Origin of the sequence: Rhodopseudomonas sp. BR0M22, from assembly GCF_010907035.1 — a bacterium.
GTDB lineage: Bacteria > Pseudomonadota > Alphaproteobacteria > Rhizobiales > Xanthobacteraceae > Rhodopseudomonas.
This window is the reverse complement of sequence record NZ_QUMK01000015.1, coordinates 43866-61552: the sequence shown is the minus strand read 5'-3', so window position 1 is coordinate 61552 and position 17687 is coordinate 43866. Positions and strand designations below refer to the sequence as shown.

Here is a 17687-nt window from a genome sequence, read left to right as displayed (position 1 = left end):
CCCGCGGCGCCGCTTCCTGGGGTGAATGCGGTGTGTTGGCCGTTCACTCCCAGAAGTTGTGTTCCAGGCTCGGCTTGGGGACTTTGGATCAGTTCTACGATCAGGTCCAGTCGAATTGATTTTGCATGGCGATCAGATAAACTGATCGCCATGATCTCGCTGCGCCAGCTTCGCTATCTGTCGGCCTTGGCCCGGCACGGCCATTTCGGCCGTGCCGCCGACGCCTGCTCGGTCACCCAGCCGGCGTTGTCGATGCAGATCGCCGAGCTGGAGCGCACGCTCGGAGTGAAAGTCGTGGAACGCCGCCCGGGCGAGGTGTTCCTCACCGACATCGGCCGCGAGATCGCCCGCCGTGCCGAAGAGGTGCTGGCGGCGACCCGCGACCTTGTCGATTTCGCCCGCCACCGAGTCAATCCGCTCACCGGCCGACTCAGCCTCGGGGTGATTCCGTCGCTGGCGCCTTATCTGCTGCCGAAGGTGTTGCCGCTGTTGCAGCAGCGCTTTCCCGAGCTGCGGCTGGAGCTGCGCGAAAGCCAGACCCGGCAGCTCGTCGCCGACGTGGTCAGCGGCGTCCTGGATGCGGCGCTGCTGGCGCTGCCGGCCGGTCATTCCGATCTCGACGCGATCCCGCTGTTCGACGATCCGTTCCTGCTCGCGGTGCCGGCCGACGATCCGCGCTCCGAACAGGCGCCGATCGGCGTCGAGCAAATCGACCAGTCCCGGCTGATCCTGCTGGAGGACGGTCACTGCCTGCGCGATCAGGCGCTGGCGTTCTGCGCCACCGCGCGCAATCGCGGCATCCAGATCGGCGGAGCGGGCACCGCCAGCTTCGGCGCCTCCAGCCTCACCACGGTGATCCAGATGGTCGCGGGGGGCTACGGCATCACGCTGATCCCGCAAATCGCCGCGGAGGTCGAGTGTCGCGATTCGCGGGTCAAGTTCCTGCGGCTGCGCCGGCCACAGCCGGGCCGCAGCGTCGGCCTCGTGTTTCGCAAGACGTCTCCGCGCCGCGGTGATTTCGCGGCGTTCGGCGAGGTGGTGAAACTGGGCGTCGGGGGGACGGCCCCCACGACGTCCGCAGAGGTGGCCTGACCGGCGCTTTCACCCCGCCGCGATCACGGCCGCTTCGGCCGCGGCGCGCTGCATGCTGGACGACATCTCGCTGGTGACCGTGCTCTGCTCCTCGACAGCTGTCGCAGTCGAACTGACGTATTCGTTGACGCTCTGGATCGCATTCTTGATCTTGCCGAGCGCGCCGACCACGTCGCCGGAGATGCTGGTCAGATTGCCGATCTCGCCGCCGATCCGGTCGGTCGCCTGTCTGGCCTGCGTGGCGAGGTTCTTCACCTCGGCCGCAACCACCGCAAAGCCGCGGCCGGCTTCGCCGGCGCGCGCCGATTCGATGGTGGCGTTGAGCGCCAGCAGATTGATCTGGCCGGTGATGTGATTGATCAGTTCGACGATGCCGCTCATCGCCTGCGCGGCGTCGTTGAGCTGATTGGCTTGAGCGTCGGCGGCATCGACTTCGCCGACGGCGTTCAGTGCGGTCTGCCGCGACTTGACCATCGCTTCGGAAATTTCCCGCACCGATGCGTTCAGCTCTTCGGCTCCCGCCGCGACCGACTCCATCATGCCGCGGACGCGCTCGTTGCCCATGCGGGTGAGGACCTGGCGGGTGGTGTCGGTGGCGTACTTCACCACCTTGAACGGCCGCCCGTTGAGGTCGAGGATCGGGTTGTAGGAGGCTTGGATCCAGACCTCCTTGCCGCCCTTGCCGATCCGTTTGTACTCGCCGGCCTGGTACTCGCCCCGGCGCAGCGCCGACCAGAACTCCCGATAAGCGGCTCCCTCGCGTTCGTCGGACGACACGAACACGCTGTGATGCCGTCCCTTGATTTCGGCCAGCGTATATCCGAGCGCATGCAGGAAATTGTCGTTGGCGTCGAGCACGGTGCCGTCGATGCCGAATTCGATCACGGCCTGCGACTTGCGGATCGCATCGATCTGGCCGGAGAAGTCGGCGTTCGTCAGCTTCTGTGCGGTGACATCGGTCGCGTACTTCACCACTTTGAACGGCTTGCCGCGATGGTCGAGGATCGGATTGTAGGAGGCGAGGATCCAAACCTCCTTGCCGCCCTTGCCGATTCGCTTGAACTCGCCCGGAAAGTACTCCCCGCGATTGAGCCGCGCCCAGAACTCACGATAATCGCTGCTGTCGCGCACCGACGGCTCGACGAACATGCCGTGATGCTTGCCCTTGATCTCGCCCAGCGCGTAACCCATCGCGGCGAGGAAGTTGTCGTTCGCCGTGAGGATCGTTCCGTCCATCGCAAATTCGATCACCGCCTGGGAGCGGTCGATCGCCGAGAGCTTGCCGGCGTGTTCGAGTGAGACCGTCTTGGCGGTGGTCACGTCTGCGGCGAATTTCACGACGCCAGTCGGCTTGCCGCGATGATCGAGGATCGGATTGTAGGACGCCTGGATCCAGACGTCGCGGCCGCCTTTTCCGATCCGGAGGAATTCGCCGGCCTGGAAGTTCCCGGCGCGCAGGGCCGTCCAGAAATCGCGATACGCAGCGCCGTCCTGTTCGGCCGGATCGACGAACATCCGGTGGTGCTTCCCCTTGATCTCGGCCAGCGAGTATCCCAGCGCGGTGAGGAAGTTGTCGTTAGCGTCGATCACATTGCCATCGAGATCGAACTCGATCACGGCCTGGGAGCGATTGAGCGCCGCGAGCATGGCTTCTGCACGATCGTGGCCAGACCTGGTGAATGAAAACACTGAGCACCTTCCTTGCGCCTGCCCGTGTGATCGTGAGGCGGCGCTGGACGAATCGGGGGATTCATCCTGGTGCTGTTTGTCTTAAGTTTTAACTAGTCCTTCAGATGCATCCTGCACTCAACGGGCGAATTGATTGCAACCCCTGATTCGCCCGGCTTATCGGCGATGCGCGTGGAAGTGGAATTAGTTCCAGGTTCGATCGACCATCTTCGAAAGATCGGAGATCATCGGATCTCGCCCAAGCGCCGTGGTCGCGACGCTCGGCATGGCTCTGCCTTCATCGAAGCATCGCCGTGGCGCGCTGCATGCTCGAGGCGATCTCCTGGGTCGCGGCGCTCTGCTCTTCCGCAGTGGAGGCCGTCGAACTGGCGAACTCGTTGACCTTGTCCATTCCGACCTTGATCGCGCTGAGCGCATTGACGACGTCGCCGGCAATGCCGTTGAGATTGTCGATCTGGCCGACGATCTGATCGGTGGCCTGGCGTGCCTGGGTGGCGAGGCTCTTCACTTCTTGCGCCACGACGGCAAAACCGCGACCTGCTTCGCCGGCGCGGGCGGACTCGATCGTCGCGTTGAGGGCCAGCAGATTGATCTGACCGGTGATGTGGCCGATGATCTCGGCGATCCCGCTCATCGCGTGCGCGGCATCTTCGAGACGCTGCGCTTGGCTGTCCGCGTTCCGCACATTGCCGACCGCCTCCTGGGTGATGTGGCGGGTCTGATTGGTCGCTTCGGCGATCATATTGACGGTGGCGGTGAGTTCCTCGGTCGAATCGGCGACGCGGAGTAACTGGCCTCGCACCTCCTCGTTGGCGAGGCGGCGCTGCACCTGAGCGGTGGTGTCGGCCGCATACTTCACGACCTTGTAGGTCTTGCCGTCGAGATCGAGGATCGGATTGTAGGAGGCCTGAATCCAGACCTCGCGACCGCCTTTCGCAAGGCGGCGGAACTCGCCGGTCTTGTATTCGCCGCGCGCCAGCGCCGCCCAGAACTCGCGATAGTCCTGGCTGTTTCGGTCTGCCGCGTCGATGAACATGCTGTGATGGTGGCCTTTGATCTCGGACAGCGCGTAGCCCATCGTCTTTAGAAAATTGTCGTTGGCGTCGAGGATGGTGCCGTCGGGTTTGAACTCGATCACCGCCTGCGATTTCTGAATCGCGGCGATCTGGCCCGCGGTATCGGCGTTCTTCAGCTTCTGTTCGGTGACGTCGGTGGCGAATTTGACGACCTTCAGCGGGGTGCCCTTCTCGTCCAGGATCGGATTGTAGCTGGCGAGAATCCAGACCTCCTTGCTGCCCTTGCCGATACGCTTGAACTCGCCGACGAAGTAATCACCGCGATTGAGACGGGTCCAGAACTCGCGATAGCCCGGGGCGTCGCGTTCAGCCGCCGCGACGAACATGCTGTGGTTCTTGCCTTTGATCTCGTCGAGCGAGTAGCCCATCGTCTTGAGAAAGTTCTCGTTCGCATCGAGGATGGTGCCATCCATGGCGAATTCGATCACCGCTTGGGCGCGGCTGATAGCCGCGCGGCTGCCGGCGTCGGCCAGGCTCTTCATTTTCGCCGCGGTGATATCGCTGGCGAACTTGACGACACCGACCATGGTGCCGTGGCGATTGAGGATTGGGCTGTAGGACGCCTGGATCCAGACGTGTCGGCCGTCCTTGGCGACGCGTCGATATTCTCCGCTCTGATACTCTCCGGCGCGTAGCGCTTCCCAGAATTTCCGGTAGGCGGGGCCGTCGGTCTCCGCCGCATCCACCAGAATGCGATGGTGCTTCCCAATCAGCTCGGCGCGCGAATAGCCGAAGGTGGCGAGGAAATTATCGTTGGCGCGGCGGATGGTTCCATCGGTATCGAACTCGATCACGGCCTGAGAGCGATCGATGGCGGCGAGTACCGCCGAGGCACGATCCTGGTCTGCGTTTCGCGAAAACGAAAACATCTGGCGCTGGGCTCCGGGCAATAGTGGGACGCCACGAAGCCGGGCCGGCGGCGTGGACTACCCTTGGAGGTTGCGCTGACGGATTTAATAATTGGCTAGCGGGCACCCTCGGGTGATTACGCGGTAGGGTTGCGTCGAACGACTCCGGCCCCATCACGATCGGCGCCATCCCGATCAGAAGACCGGACAAAACGGCTTTCAGCGCGGCTTCGCGCAAAAACCAAAGGGGGCGGCCTCGTGGCCGCCCCCTGGTCGTCTGGTCGATTTGGCTGGTCAGGAAGCCGAACTACTCGCCGGCAGCCTGCGCCGGCGCTTCGCCTTCGGCCTTCTGCTTGGCCTCGAGATCTTCGCCGGTGGTCTGATCGACCACCTTCATCGACAGCCGGGTCTTGCCGCGGTCGTCGAAGCCGAGCAGCTTGACCTTGACCTTGTCGCCTTCCTTGACCACGTCGGAGGTCTTCTGCACGCGGCCGGCAGCGAGCTGGCTGATGTGCACCAGACCGTCCTTGGCGCCGAAGAAGTTCACGAAGGCACCGAACTCCATCACCTTGACGACGGTGCCTTCGTAGATCTCGCCGACTTCCGGATCGGACGCGATCGACTTGATCCACTTGATCGCGGCCTTGATCGATTCGCCGTCGGATGAGGCCACCTTCACGGTGCCGTCGTCCTCGATGTTGACCTTGGCGCCGGTCTTTTCGACGATCTCGCGGATCACCTTGCCGCCGGTGCCGATCACTTCGCGGATCTTGTCGGTCGGGATCTTGAAGGTCTCGATCCGCGGCGCGTGTTCGCCGAGCTCGGCGCGGGCGCGGTCGAGTGCCTTGGACATCTCACCCAGGATGTGGATGCGGCCGTCCTTGGCCTGACCGAGCGCCACCTTCATGATCTCTTCGGTGATGCCGGCGATCTTGATGTCCATCTGCAGCGAGGTGATGCCCGCCTCGGTGCCGGCCACCTTGAAGTCCATGTCGCCGAGGTGGTCCTCGTCGCCGAGGATGTCGCTCAGCACGGCGAAGCGCTCGCCTTCCAGGATCAGGCCCATCGCGATGCCCGCGGTCGGCCGCTTCAGCGGCACGCCCGCGTCCATCAGCGCCAGCGAGGCGCCGCACACCGACGCCATCGAGGACGAGCCGTTCGACTCGGTGATCTCGGAGACGACGCGGATGGTATAGGGGAACTCGTGATGCGGCGGCAGCACCGGATGGATCGCGCGCCACGCCAGCTTGCCGTGGCCGATCTCGCGGCGCTTGGTGCCGCCGAGGCGGCCGGTCTCGCCGACCGAGTAGGGCGGGAAGTTGTAGTGCAGCAGGAACGTCTCTTTGTACGTTCCGGACAGCGAGTCGACATACTGCTCGTCTTCGCCGGTGCCGAGCGTGGTGACGACCAGTGCCTGGGTCTCACCGCGGGTGAACAGCGCCGAACCGTGGGTGCGCGGCAGCACGCCGGCCTGGGCCAGAATGTTGCGGACGGTCTTCGAATCGCGGCCGTCGATGCGCTTGCCGGTGTCGAGGATGTTCCAGCGGACGATCTTGGCTTCCAGCTCCTTGAACACGCCGGCGACGCGCAGCTTGTCGTATTTCGGCTCCTGGCCTTCCGGGAAGAAGTGCGCGATCGCCTTCTCCTTCACCTTGCCGACCGCGGCGTAGCGATCCTGCTTGACCGGGATGGCGTAAGCGGCGCGCAGCTCCTGCTCGACCAGGCCGAGCATTTCCTTCTCGATCGCCGAATTGTCGATCTCGATCAGCTCGCGCGGCTCCTTGGCGGCCTTCTCGGCGAGCTCGATGATGGCGTCGATCACCGGCTGGAAGTGGCGATGACCGAACATCACCGCGCCGAGCATGATCTCTTCCGACAGCTCCTTGGCTTCGGATTCGACCATCAGCACCGCGTCGGCGGTGCCGGCCACAACCAGCTCGAGCTGGGTTTCGGCCATCTCGTCGAGCACCGGGTTGAGCACGTATTCGTCGTTGATGAAGCCGACCCGGGCGGCGCCGATCGGGCCCTTGAACGGCACGCCCGACAGCGTCAGCGCCGCGGAGGCGGCGACCATCGACAGCACGTCGGGATCGTTCTCCATGTCGTGGGACAGGACGGTGACGATCACCTGGGTCTCGTTGCGCCAGCCGTCGGCGAACAGCGGACGGATCGGACGGTCGATCAGGCGGGAGACGAGGGTCTCCTTCTCAGTCGGACGGCCTTCACGCTTGAAATAGCCGCCCGGGATGCGGCCGGCCGCGTAGGTCTTCTCTTGATAGTCGACGGTGAGGGGGAGGAAGTCGACGCCTTCACGGGGCGACTTGGCGGCGACGACGGTGGCGAGCACCACGGTCTCGCCATAGGTGGCGACGACGGCGCCGTCGGCCTGGCGTGCAATCTTGCCGGTCTCAAGCTTGAGGGGACGTCCACCCCAATCGATTTCGACTGAATGTTGATTGAACATCGGATCCTTCTTTCATCGGATCCCGAGACGACCGAACGCCAGATACCAAAAGACCATGCCAAGATGGCGGGACGCTGGCGACGACGTGCACAGCGTCCGGCGATCCTGCCATGGTCTCGAGGTGGAAAATGGCGCTCTGTCCTCCCGGGTGCGGGATCGAGACCTTCGAGGTCTCCGACCCGCAGGGCGGGCTTCAGGCCCGTTGACAGCCCAGCCGCCGGATGCGGCTGAGCGAAACACACGGGCGAACTCAGCGCTCCCGTGTGGTGGTTCGGCCGGCGCGGCGGCGGAAGCGGCGATCCGCTTTCGATGCCGCAGCCGGCGGACGCAGCTTAGATCAGCGACGGATGCCGTGCTTTTCGAGCAGCGCCTTGTAGCGCGCCTCGTCCTTCTTCTTGACGTAGTCGAGAAGCGAACGGCGCGTCGACACCAGCTTCAACAGCCCGCGGCGCGAGTGATTGTCCTTGGTGTGGGTCTTGAAGTGCGCGGTGAGGTTGGCAATGCGTTCCGAGAGGATCGCGACCTGGACCTCGGGCGAGCCGGTATCGCCGGCCTTGGTGGCGTTGCCCTTGATGACTTCCGCTTTGCGTTCTGCGGTAATCGACATCGTCAGATACTTTCCTTGCGAGCAGCCGGACTGGCAGTCAGCCCGGTGAGGTTGAACACGCGCTTGGGGATGAGCTCGCCATTGCCGACTTCGGCGAGGGCCAGAAGCCGGCCTGCCACCGTGACATAGACTGTGCCGCTACAATGAGGCGCATCCCGTCCGCGCAACAAAACGGCTTGGCCCCGATGGAGCCTTGCCGCATCCGCCCGTGTGACGGCCAGTGCCGGGATGTCGTCCAGCGCGGTCTCAACGGGCAGTAGCGCGTCGGCGAGGCTACCCTCGCCGGACGCGGCTCTATCGCACAAAGCCTGCAATTCTTCCAGCGGAATCATGTCGGCCTCGTCGAACGGCCCGACCAGCGTGCGGCGCAGCGCGCAGATATGGCCGTAGCAGCCGAGCAGCCGGCCCATGTCGCGCGCCAAGGCGCGCACATAGGTTCCCTTGCCGCACTCCGCCTCGAACACGGACTGGCCGTTATCTCCATGATCGACCAGAGTTAATTCGTGAATCTCGACCGGCCGCGGGGCCAGCGGCACGACTTCGCCGTCGCGGGCGAGGTCGTAGGCGCGCTCGCCCTGGATCTTCACGGCCGAATATTGCGGCGGAATCTGCTCGATCACGCCGGTAAAGCGCGGCAGCAGCGCCATCACGGCTTCGGCCGTGGGCCGGTCCGAGCTGGTCGCGATCGCGCGCCCCTCGGTGTCGTCGGTGTCGCGCTCTTCGCCCCAGGCGACGGTGAATCGGTAGCGCTTGCGGCCATCCATCACGAACGGCACGGTCTTGGTCGCCTCGCCCATCGCGATCGGCAGGCCGCCCGAGGCGAGCGGGTCGAGGGTGCCGGCGTGGCCGGCGCGCTTGGCCGAGAACAGCCGCTTCACCACCGCGACCGCCTGGGTCGAGGTCATGCCGATCGGCTTGTCCAGCACCACCCAGCCATGGACGTCGCGTTTGTCGCGGCGCGGTTTGCCGTTGCCGCCGCCGCGATTGGCGTTGCGCGGGTCGTTGTTGTCGCGCGGTTTGCGGATCTGCGCGGCGGATTCGTCGGCGCCGGCGTGCTGCACGTCGTGCGGGGCGAGCAGGGCGTCGGGGGTGGTCACGGTCATCAATCCTGGTCCGAATTCGGTTCGAGGTCTTTCTGGACTGCCGGCGAGCGCAGCAGTCTGTCGATCCGCTCCGCCTCGGCGAAACGTTCGTCGATGCGGAAGCGGAGTTCGGGGGCAAATTTCAAATTGACGCGGTGGGCGATCTCGCCGCGCAGGAAGCGCTTGTGGTGCTCGAGTGCGTCGAGCACCAGCTTCTCGTCGCGGCCGCCGAGCGGCATCACGTAGATGGTCGCGAGCTTGAGGTCCGGCGACATGCGGACTTCCGGCACGGTGACGAGGTGGCTTTCGAGCACGGGATCGTGCACGCCGCCCTGGGTGAGGATCTCGGCCACGGCGTGGCGGATGAGTTCGCCGACGCGCAGCGAGCGGGTCGAGCCGCCGGGCGGGGAACTCTTCTGATGATCGCGAGACATGACGTTCTTTCAAAAACCGCCGTCATGCCCGCGACCAGTCGCGGGCATGCACGTCTTCGATGGGGCAAAGCAAGACGTGGACGGCCGGGACTTCGTCGCGAAGACATGCTTCGCGCTTTGGCCCGGCCACGACGTCTCAGTTCAATCGAGCGTCTCGGCTGTAAGAATCGGACTTACAGCGAGCGCTGGATGGTCTCGACGCGGTAGCACTCGATGATATCGCCTGCCCGCATGTCGGTGTAGTTCTCGAACGCCATGCCGCATTCCTGGCCGGCGACGACTTCCTTCACTTCGTCCTTGAAGCGCTTCAAGGTCGAAAGCTTGCCTTCGTGAACCACGACGTTGTCGCGGATCAGGCGGACATTGGCGCCGCGCTCGACATTGCCGTCGGTGACACGGCAGCCGGCGACCTTGCCGACCTTGGAGATGTTGAAGATCTCCAGGATTTCGGCATTGCCCAGCATGGTCTCGCGCAGGGTCGGCGCGAGCAGACCGCTCATCGCCTTCTTAATGTCGTCTACCAGATCGTAGATGATGTTGTAGTAGCGGATCTCGATGCCGTTGCGCTTGGCGGCCGCGGCCGCCTCCTTGTTGGCACGAACCGAGAAGCCGAGGATGACGGCGTTGAAGCCTTCGGCCAGCGTTACGTCGCTCTCGCTGATGCCGCCGACGCCGGCGTGCAGAATACGCGCCGCGACTTCGTCGGTGCCGAGCTTCTCCAGCGAGCCGAGGATGGCTTCGAGCGAGCCCTGCACGTCCGCCTTCACGATCAGCGGGAAGTCCTTGCGGCCCGAGGTCTTGAGCTGACTCATCATCTGCTCGAGCGAGCCGCGCATGCCGCTCGCCGTGGCCGCCGACTTCTCGCGCTTCTGATGGGCGCGGTAGTCGGTGATTTCGCGGGCACGGGCTTCGTTCTCGACCACCGCCAGGCGATCGCCGGCTTCCGGCGGACCGTTGAAGCCGAGCACTTCGACCGGCACGGACGGGCCGGCTTCCTGCACGGTCTCGCCCTGATCGGAAATCAGCGCGCGGACGCGGCCCATCTCGGCGCCGGCCACGATGATGTCGCCGACCTTGAGGGTGCCGCGCTGGACCAGCACGGTGGCGACCGGACCGCGGCCGCGATCGAGCTTGGCTTCGATCACGGTGCCTTCGGCCGGGCGGGTGGTGTTGGTCTTGAGATCGAGGATTTCGGCCTGCAGCGCGATCATCTCGAGCAGCTTGTCGAGATTGACCTTGTTCTTGGCCGAAACCTCGACGTCGACCACGTCGCCGCCCATCGATTCGACCTGCACATTGTGCTGCAGCAGGTCGGTGCGGACGCGGTCCGGCTTGGCGTCGGGCTTGTCGATCTTATTGATCGCCACGATGATCGGAACACCGGCGGCCTTGGCGTGATTGATCGCCTCGATCGTCTGCGGCATCACGCCGTCGTCGGCGGCCACCACCAGCACCACGATGTCGGTGACCTTGGCGCCGCGGGCACGCATCGCGGTGAACGCGGCGTGGCCGGGGGTGTCGATGAAGGTGATCTTGGTGCCGGTCTCCGGCGAGGTCACCTGATAGGCGCCGATGTGCTGGGTGATACCGCCGGCTTCGCCCGACACCACGTTGGCGTGGCGCAGCGCGTCGAGCAGCGAGGTCTTGCCGTGGTCGACGTGGCCCATCACGGTCACCACCGGCGAACGCGGTTCGGTGTCGGTGGTGTCGTCGACGACGTCGAACAGCCCCTCTTCCACGTCCGACGCGGCGACGCGCTTGACGGTGTGGCCGAGTTCTTCGGCGATCAGCTGGGCGGTGTCGGCGTCGATGACGTCGGTGATCTTGTGCATCGCGCCCTGCTTCATCAGCAGGCGGATCACGTCGACCGCACGTTCGGACATGCGGTTGGCGAGTTCCTGGATGGCGATCACTTCGGGAATAACGACTTCACGCACCAACTTTTCTTTCGGCTCGTTCGAAGCGTGCCCCTTCAGCCGCTGGGTGCGGCGACGGAACGAGGCGATCGAACGTTCGCGCACGTCGTCGGCATTGAGCGCGGTGACGACGGTCAGACGGCCGCGCTGCTTCGACGCGCCCGGCTTGGCGGCCGGCTGCTTCGGTGCCGGCGCCGGACGGGCGGGGCCGCCCGGACGGCGGATCATCCGCGGCGCCTCATCGTCGTCGCCAGCCTCGGCTGCGACGGCCGGCGGGCGGCCGGGCGTCGTCGTCGCCGTGCGCGCGGTGGTCGTCGTCGCAGGCCGCGCGGGCGCCGCAGTGGTGGTCTGGGCCGGCTTCTTGGCCGGCTCGGCGTCGCCAAACCGCTTCTTGGCCTCGGTCTCGGCCTTGAGCTTGGCTTCGTCTTCCAGGCGGTGACGCTCTTCCTCGGCCTTGCGGCGGGCTTCGGCGGCTTCGCGCTCGGCCTTCTCGATCTTCTCCTGCTCGGCGCGGCGCTGAGCCTCGATCTCGGCCTGCTTGCGCTCCTCGACCTCGCGCACGCGGGCGTCGGCCAGCGCGGTGGCGCGGGCGGTGCGCTCGTCCTCGGTCAAGGTGCGTAGAACCATACCGCTGCGCGACTGCTGCGGCGCTGGGCGCGACTGCTGCTGCCGGCTCGGCGCGGGAGGCGCGGGCTTCTTCGCGACCTCGGGAGCCGCCGGTGCGGCCGGCTCGTCGCCGCCAACGCGACGCTTGCCGCGCTTTTCGACCACCACCTGCTTGCTACGGCCGTGGCTGAAGCTCTGGCGCACGACGCCCTGCTCGACGCGCGGCTTCAGCGTCAAGGTCTTGGTCGGCATCGTCAGAGTCTTGTCGCCAGGAGTTTTCGTATCAACCATTCAGTAGTCCCAATCTCTCAACGTTGTGCGCGTTCGCACGGACTTCGTCAGCGGCGTCTAGGTCAGCAGCGTCTTTCGGCGTGTCGATCGGCGTTCCTGCCGTGGCCGCATCGGCATTGCCATCGCCCGCCAGCCGGTATCGGACCAGGATCTGGCAGCGCGACAGGAATGTTTGTCCGGCCGTGCCCGCAAGCAGCGCAGCATGTATCACATTTGACCGCCCTAATGCCAAATCCAATTCTGCAGAGCTGAGCGCAGCAATCCGAGGAAATTTGCGACCCCCGGCCGCCTCTTCGTCGATTTGCCGACAAAGCGCGTCCAGCTTGCGGATTCCATCGGCGGCGCCGTCGGTGGCGTGAATCACCGCGACCGCTTCGCGGCTCTTCAGCGCGGTTTCGACCTTGCCGAAGCCGCAGACGACCTGGCCGGCCTTGGCGGCAATCGCCAGCGCGTCCTGCGCCGACCGCGCCAACAGGCGTTCGATCGCGTCGGCGAGATCCGCCGGCGCCTTGACGTCGCGCTTGAAACCTTTGGCGAAGACGCGGCGGCGAACCGCCTGCGTCACCATCTCCCGCGACGCCGTGACCCACAGGCCCCGGCCGGGCAGCTTGCGTTTCAGATCGGCCACCACCTCACCGGTCGGGCCGAGCACGAACCGGATCAGTTCGCCGATCGGCCGCACCTGCCGCGTGACCGCGCACATCCGCTCGGTCGCGGGCGTCTTGGCCCGCGGTCCGTCGTCGAGATCTGCGCCGGGTACGGCAGCAAGCATAGGTGCGGCTGACCTTTCATTTCACGTGCTGCGCGGATGCGGGTCGCGAGCCATCGGTGCTCACTCCGCTTCGGCTTCGGACGCTTCGTCCGCAGTTTCGTCGTCGGAGGCCAGCTCCGACTCGTCGATCCAGCCGGCCTTGACGCGGGCCTGCATGATCAGGTGTTCGGCGTCCTCGCGCGACATTTCCAGTCCGTCGAGAATGCCCGGATACTTTACCGGCTCGGCCCCGTCTTTGCGCTCGGTCCAGCCGACCAGATCGTCGGTGGCGCAGCCGGCCAGATCCTCGACGGTCTTGACGTCGTTCTCGCCGAACTTGACCAGCATCTTCGAGGTGACGCCGGGGACGTCCTTGAGGGCGTCTTCGACGCCGAGCTCCAGGCGCCGCGCCTCGATCTCCGATTCGACCCGATCGAGATATTCCTGCGCACGGGCCTGCAGTTCGCCGGCGGTTTCTTCGTCGAAGCCCTCGATCGAAGCGAGTTCCCGGGAGTCGACCAGCGCGAGTTCTTCGACCGAGGTGAAGCCTTCGGAGGCGAGCAGCTGACCGACGACTTCGTCGACGTTCAGCGCGTCCATGAAGGCTCGGGTGGTCTTCTCGAAATCGGCCTGGCGGCGCTCGGATTCTTCGCTCTCGGTCAGGATGTCGATGTCCCAGCCGGTGAGCTGCGAGGCGAGCCGCACGTTCTGGCCGCGACGGCCGATCGCAAGAGACAATTGGTTATTGGTGTCCGGAACCACAACCTCGATCCGCTCGCGATCTTCGTCGATCACGACCTTGGAGACCTCGGCCGGCGCCAGTGCGTTGACCACGAAAGTGGCAATGTCCGGCGACCACGGGATGATGTCGATCTTTTCGCCCTGCAGCTCGTTCACCACCGCCTGGACGCGCGAGCCGCGCATACCGACGCAGGCGCCGACCGGGTCGACCGACGAGTCGCGCGACACGACGCCGATCTTGGCGCGCGAGCCCGGATCGCGGGCGACCGCCTTGATCTCGACGATGCCGTCGTAGATCTCCGGCACTTCCTGGGCGAACAATTTCGCCATGAACTGCGGATGGGTGCGCGACAGGAAGATCTGCGGACCGCGGGTTTCGCGGCGGACGTCGAACACATAGGCACGAACCCGGTCGCCGTTACGAAACGACTCACGCGGCAGCATCTCGTCGCGGCGGATAATGGCTTCGCCGCGGCCGAGATCGACGATCACGCTGCCGTATTCGACGCGCTTGACGACGCCGTTGACGATTTCGCCGATGCGGTCCTTGAACTCGGCGTATTGGCGGTCGCGCTCGGCCTCGCGGACCTTCTGCACGATCACCTGCTTGGCCGACTGGGCGGCGATGCGGCCGTACTCCAACGGCGGCAGGGTGTCGGCGATGGTGTCGCCGATCTGCGCCCCGGGATTGGCGCGCTGCGCGTCCTTCAGCGAGATCTGGTTGGCGGGGTTTTCGACCTGCTCGACCACCAGCATGTGGCGCGACAGCCGCAGCTCGCCCTTCTTGGGGTCGATTTCGGCGTGGACGTCGGTCTCCGAGCCGTAGCGGGCACGCGCCGCCTTGGCGATCGCGTCTTCCATCGCGGCGATCACGATGCCGCGGTCGATGGTTTTCTCGCGAGCCACCGCATCGGCGATCTGCAGCAGTTCCAGCCTATTGGCGCTGACGGCCATGGTCAGTCTCCCTCAGAGGTGTCGATCTCGCCACGCCGCGCCCGTTCGGCGGCAAGGCGGTGTTTCTTGGTGTTCTGCGGTGTCGGCTTGGCGGCCGCTTTGGCGGCCTTGGCGCCGCGCTTCGGAGCCTGGCTCTTGGTCGGATCGCTGCGCTTGGCGTGCGGCGGCGGTTCCGGGGCCAGCCCGAGGCTCTGCTTGAGGTCGCGTTCGGCCTGTTTGCCGCGGCGCATCGACTCGGCGATCAGCTCGTCGGTCAGCACCAGCCGGGCATCGCCGATATCGTGCATCGGCAACATCACCAACGGGTCTTCGCCCTTCGGGGCCTCCTCCCGCTGAATCCGCACGGCATCGCCGTCGACGCCGTCCAGCAGGCCGCGGAACCGCTTCCGGCCCTGGTGCGGCACCGCCATCTCGATCTTGACCAAGTGCCCGGCATAACGGGCAAAATCCGAACGACGGACCAACGGCCGGTCGATACCAGGCGACGAAATCTCCAGCCGATAGGCGCGGTCGATCGGGTCGGCGACGTCGAGCACCGGCGACAGCGCCCGCGAGACCGCTTCGCAGTCGTCGATCAGCATGGTGCCGTCCGGCCGCTCGGCCATGATCTGCACCGTACAGCCGGCTTCACCCGACACCTTGATCCGGACCAGGCGGTATCCCATTGCCAGCAAAACGGGCTCGGCGACCGCCCCGAACCGCGCCGCGACGCCCGGTTCGATTACCAGGCGCGGTTCGGCCAAGTCGTCGGTTTCCGGAATGGCAGGGGTCGGCTCGGTCATGTCCTGGGTCAAAGCGTTATGGTGTCTCGGCGGTAAGCGGTATCAAGCAGGTGAATGAGGCTGCGCTTCCGAAAGCGCGCCGGTCCATGTCCTACGATCCAGGTAATAAAAAAGAGCGGGTCCCGGAGGGCCCACTCTCGATACGGATCGTATGAGAATTTCGAAGTCACGCCGATATAGCGCTTTTCCGCTCCAGCGACAAGAGCCGTCAGGGAAGCGCTCCGGCGCATGGCTGGCACACACGACCGGAACAAATGCGACAAGGCGGTTCAACCCTTCGTTCACGCCAGGCCTCTAGGTTCCGGCCGTACAGGTGCGGGCCGCCCGCGAGAACGATGGATGTCTGCTCCCAACTCTCTCCTTCCCGAACTCGACGACATCGTCAGGCAGGGTGATCCTGTTCGGCGTGCCGATGCGGTGCGCCGGATCGCGGACCTGTACATTCGGGATGTCGAGAGCTTTCAGCCGGATCATGTCGCGCTGTTCGACGGAATTCTGCTGACGCTGGTTCCGGAGATCGACGTCGAGGTCCGCAGCGAGCTGGCACGACGGTTTTCGGAAGTCGTGAATGCGCCGCCGCAGTTGGTTCGGCAGCTCGTGTACGACGAAGATATCGGCATCGCCGGGCCGCTGCTGCGGCGATCGGTCATGCTGGACGATCCCACCCTGGTCGAACTGGCCAAGCAGCGTGGCCAGACGCACCTTCTGGCAATCTCCGAACGTTCCAGCATTTCGCCGCCGGTGACCGACGTGATCGTGCGCCGCGGCGACCGCGACGTGGTGCGGAAGGTCGCCGGCAATGCCGGCGCAGAATTCTCCGCAACGGGATTCAACGGCCTGATCCGCCGCGCCGCGGAGGACGGGGTGCTGGCGATCGCGGTCGGTACGCGAGATGATCTTTCGCCGCCGAGGCTGAAGGATCTGCTGGCGTGTTCGACCGATCTGGTGCGCCGGCGCCTGTTCGAAAGCGCCCGGCCGAGCGCCCGGATCGCCATCAACCGCGCGATGCGCGAGCTGGCCGGCGAGTCCCGACAGCCGAATGTGCGTCGTGATTTCGACGCCGCGCAACGCTCGGTCGTCGGCCTGCACAACAAGGGCGAACTCAACGAGGCCACCGTACTGGGCTTCGCCCAAGCGCATCAATACGAGGAGACGGTCGCGGCCCTGTCGGCGATGACCGGGACGCGGATCTCGACTCTCGACCAGATGATGTCCGGCGAACGGCACGATCCCGTGCTGATCCTCGGCAAGGCGCTCGGGTTCGGATGGGCGACAGTCCGGGCGCTGATCAGGCTGCGGCTCGGACCGGATCGATCGGTGGCGTGCCCCGACGTCGAAGAAGCGCAGCACAATTTCGAGCGGCTGACGTCATCGACGGCGCAGCGCGTACTCGGCTTCTGGCGGATGCGGCAGGCCGACGCCTGATCCGTTCGCCAACTAATCGCCGGCTGAGAAATTAGAGCGGTTCATCGTTTGATTGAACGATCCGACCTTTCCGAAGGCACTGAGTCCTCATCCTGAGGAGCCTGGCGAAGCCGGGCGTCTCGAAGGATGGGGCAACGCATTCCCTGCGTCACATGGTTCGAGACGGCGCTACGCGCCTCCTCACCATGAGGTTGTGCGTGTGGCAGGCGGCGTGGATCAGCTCTGACTCTATGAAAGATAGAACTGCTCTAGAGACGTTCAAAGCGCAGATAGTTGGCGCGCCGGCCTTCGCGCTCGGCTTTGCGGCCATAGCGCGTCATCGTGTAGTTCGGCCACGGCTTGCGCCAATCGTCGGCACGCTCGGCGAGCCAGTCGAAATTCGGCGCGCGCAGCAGATGCGCCAGCGTCCAGGCGTTGTAGCCGTCGATGTCGCTGACGAAGCGGAATTCGCCGTGCGGCACCAGCGCTCGCGCCATCGCCGTGACGGTGGCGTCCTGTACGAAGCGGCGCTTCCAGTGACGCCGCTTCGGCCACGGGTCCGGATGGATCAGATCGACCCGTGCCAGCGAGCCGGCCGGCACCCAGGCCAGCAGCTCGGAGGCGTCGCCGGCGAACAGGCGGATGTTGCGGATGTTGTCGGCCTCGATCCGCGCCAGGATCTTGGCCATGCCGTTGACATAAGGCTCGGCGCCGATGAACCCCGTATCCGGATGGGCAAGGGCTTCGGCGATCAGATGCTCGCCGCCGCCGAATCCGATCTCGAGGCGGACATGCTCGACCGGCGGCTCGAACAGAGCGGTGAGCGGCTCGGGCGCGGGTTCATCGATCCGCAGCGACAGATGCGGCAGCAGATTCTCGATCAGGTCGGCCTGATGGGCGCGCAGCTTGTGGCCCTTGCGGCGGCCGAAGAAAGATCCTTGGCCGTGCAT

At 65.3% G+C, this 17687-nt stretch carries 13 protein-coding genes; 2 read left to right on the top strand and 11 right to left on the bottom strand.

Annotated elements, in window-relative coordinates; translation table 11 throughout:
• Positions 1-150 precede the first annotated feature (150 nt).
• Positions 151-1092, top strand: a complete 942-nt coding sequence (locus DY468_RS06975; protein WP_164603670.1) for a LysR substrate-binding domain-containing protein — start codon at positions 151-153, stop codon at positions 1090-1092.
• Positions 1093-1101: 9 nt separating this feature from the next.
• Here DY468_RS06975 and DY468_RS06970 read toward each other — a convergent pair whose 3' ends face one another.
• The 10 genes from DY468_RS06970 to rimP form a co-directional block, all read right to left on the bottom strand.
• Positions 1102-2739: a methyl-accepting chemotaxis protein gene (locus DY468_RS06970; protein WP_205512096.1), complete on the bottom strand. Its 1638-nt coding sequence runs from the start codon at positions 2737-2739 to the stop codon at positions 1102-1104.
• A gap of 319 nt (positions 2740-3058) precedes the next feature.
• Positions 3059-4726 (bottom strand): methyl-accepting chemotaxis protein, encoded by a 1668-nt coding sequence (locus tag DY468_RS06965; RefSeq protein ID WP_164603666.1) that lies wholly within the window; start codon positions 4724-4726, stop codon positions 3059-3061.
• Positions 4727-5012: 286 nt separating this feature from the next.
• Entirely contained in the window at positions 5013-7169 is a 2157-nt protein-coding gene (pnp, locus tag DY468_RS06960) for a polyribonucleotide nucleotidyltransferase (RefSeq protein ID WP_164603664.1), read from the bottom strand.
• Between the two features lie 337 nt (positions 7170-7506).
• Positions 7507-7776 (bottom strand): 30S ribosomal protein S15, encoded by a 270-nt coding sequence (rpsO, locus tag DY468_RS06955; RefSeq protein ID WP_164603662.1) that lies wholly within the window; start codon positions 7774-7776, stop codon positions 7507-7509.
• A 2-nt stretch (positions 7777-7778) separates the two neighbouring features.
• The gene (gene truB, locus DY468_RS06950) at positions 7779-8879 is read right to left on the bottom strand and encodes a tRNA pseudouridine(55) synthase TruB (RefSeq protein ID WP_164603660.1); all 1101 of its coding nucleotides are present in this window, start codon (positions 8877-8879) and stop codon (positions 7779-7781) included.
• On the bottom strand, positions 8879-9292 hold the full coding sequence (rbfA, locus tag DY468_RS06945) for a 30S ribosome-binding factor RbfA (RefSeq protein ID WP_164603657.1): 414 nt from the start codon (positions 9290-9292) through the stop codon (positions 8879-8881). The genes truB and rbfA overlap by 1 nt, the downstream gene beginning before the upstream one ends.
• Before the next feature lie 173 nt (positions 9293-9465).
• Positions 9466-12105 (bottom strand): translation initiation factor IF-2, encoded by a 2640-nt coding sequence (gene infB, locus DY468_RS06940; protein WP_164603655.1) that lies wholly within the window; start codon positions 12103-12105, stop codon positions 9466-9468.
• Positions 12098-12877 (bottom strand): RNA-binding protein, encoded by a 780-nt coding sequence (locus DY468_RS06935; RefSeq protein WP_164603654.1) that lies wholly within the window; start codon positions 12875-12877, stop codon positions 12098-12100. The genes infB and DY468_RS06935 overlap by 8 nt, the downstream gene beginning before the upstream one ends.
• 60 nt (positions 12878-12937) lie before the next feature.
• Complete coding sequence (nusA, locus tag DY468_RS06930; protein ID WP_164603651.1) at positions 12938-14551, bottom strand: transcription termination factor NusA; 1614 nt, start codon at positions 14549-14551, stop codon at positions 12938-12940.
• 2 nt (positions 14552-14553) lie between these two features.
• The gene (gene rimP / locus DY468_RS06925; protein ID WP_164603649.1) at positions 14554-15333 is read right to left on the bottom strand and encodes a ribosome maturation factor RimP; all 780 of its coding nucleotides are present in this window, start codon (positions 15331-15333) and stop codon (positions 14554-14556) included.
• A gap of 339 nt (positions 15334-15672) precedes the next feature.
• On the opposite strand from rimP, the gene DY468_RS06920 reads away from it, so the two are divergent.
• Positions 15673-16758: a DUF2336 domain-containing protein gene (locus tag DY468_RS06920; protein WP_164603647.1), complete on the top strand. Its 1086-nt coding sequence runs from the start codon at positions 15673-15675 to the stop codon at positions 16756-16758.
• Positions 16759-17006: 248 nt separating this feature from the next.
• Here DY468_RS06920 and DY468_RS06915 read toward each other — a convergent pair whose 3' ends face one another.
• Positions 17007-17687 carry a tRNA (guanine(46)-N(7))-methyltransferase TrmB gene (locus DY468_RS06915; protein WP_205512105.1) on the bottom strand — a complete coding sequence of 227 codons (681 nt, stop codon included), beginning with the start codon at positions 17685-17687 and terminating at the stop codon, positions 17007-17009.

Coding starts and splice junctions, on each gene's coding strand:
- rbfA (WP_164603657.1), bottom strand. CDS start 9,292: ATGTCTCGCGATCATCAGAAGAGTTCCCCGCCCGGCGGCTCGACCCGC.
- rpsO (WP_164603662.1), bottom strand. CDS start 7,776: ATGTCGATTACCGCAGAACGCAAAGCGGAAGTCATCAAGGGCAACGCC.
- DY468_RS06920 (WP_164603647.1), top strand. CDS start 15,673: ATGTCTGCTCCCAACTCTCTCCTTCCCGAACTCGACGACATCGTCAGG.
- DY468_RS06935 (WP_164603654.1), bottom strand. CDS start 12,877: ATGCTTGCTGCCGTACCCGGCGCAGATCTCGACGACGGACCGCGGGCC.
- DY468_RS06915 (WP_205512105.1), bottom strand. CDS start 17,687: ATGCACGGCCAAGGATCTTTCTTCGGCCGCCGCAAGGGCCACAAGCTG.
- truB (WP_164603660.1), bottom strand. CDS start 8,879: ATGACCGTGACCACCCCCGACGCCCTGCTCGCCCCGCACGACGTGCAG.
- nusA (WP_164603651.1), bottom strand. CDS start 14,551: ATGGCCGTCAGCGCCAATAGGCTGGAACTGCTGCAGATCGCCGATGCG.
- DY468_RS06965 (WP_164603666.1), bottom strand. CDS start 4,726: ATGTTTTCGTTTTCGCGAAACGCAGACCAGGATCGTGCCTCGGCGGTA.
- pnp (WP_164603664.1), bottom strand. CDS start 7,169: ATGTTCAATCAACATTCAGTCGAAATCGATTGGGGTGGACGTCCCCTC.
- DY468_RS06970 (WP_205512096.1), bottom strand. CDS start 2,739: ATGCTCGCGGCGCTCAATCGCTCCCAGGCCGTGATCGAGTTCGATCTC.
- infB (WP_164603655.1), bottom strand. CDS start 12,105: ATGGTTGATACGAAAACTCCTGGCGACAAGACTCTGACGATGCCGACC.
- rimP (WP_164603649.1), bottom strand. CDS start 15,333: ATGACCGAGCCGACCCCTGCCATTCCGGAAACCGACGACTTGGCCGAA.
- DY468_RS06975 (WP_164603670.1), top strand. CDS start 151: ATGATCTCGCTGCGCCAGCTTCGCTATCTGTCGGCCTTGGCCCGGCAC.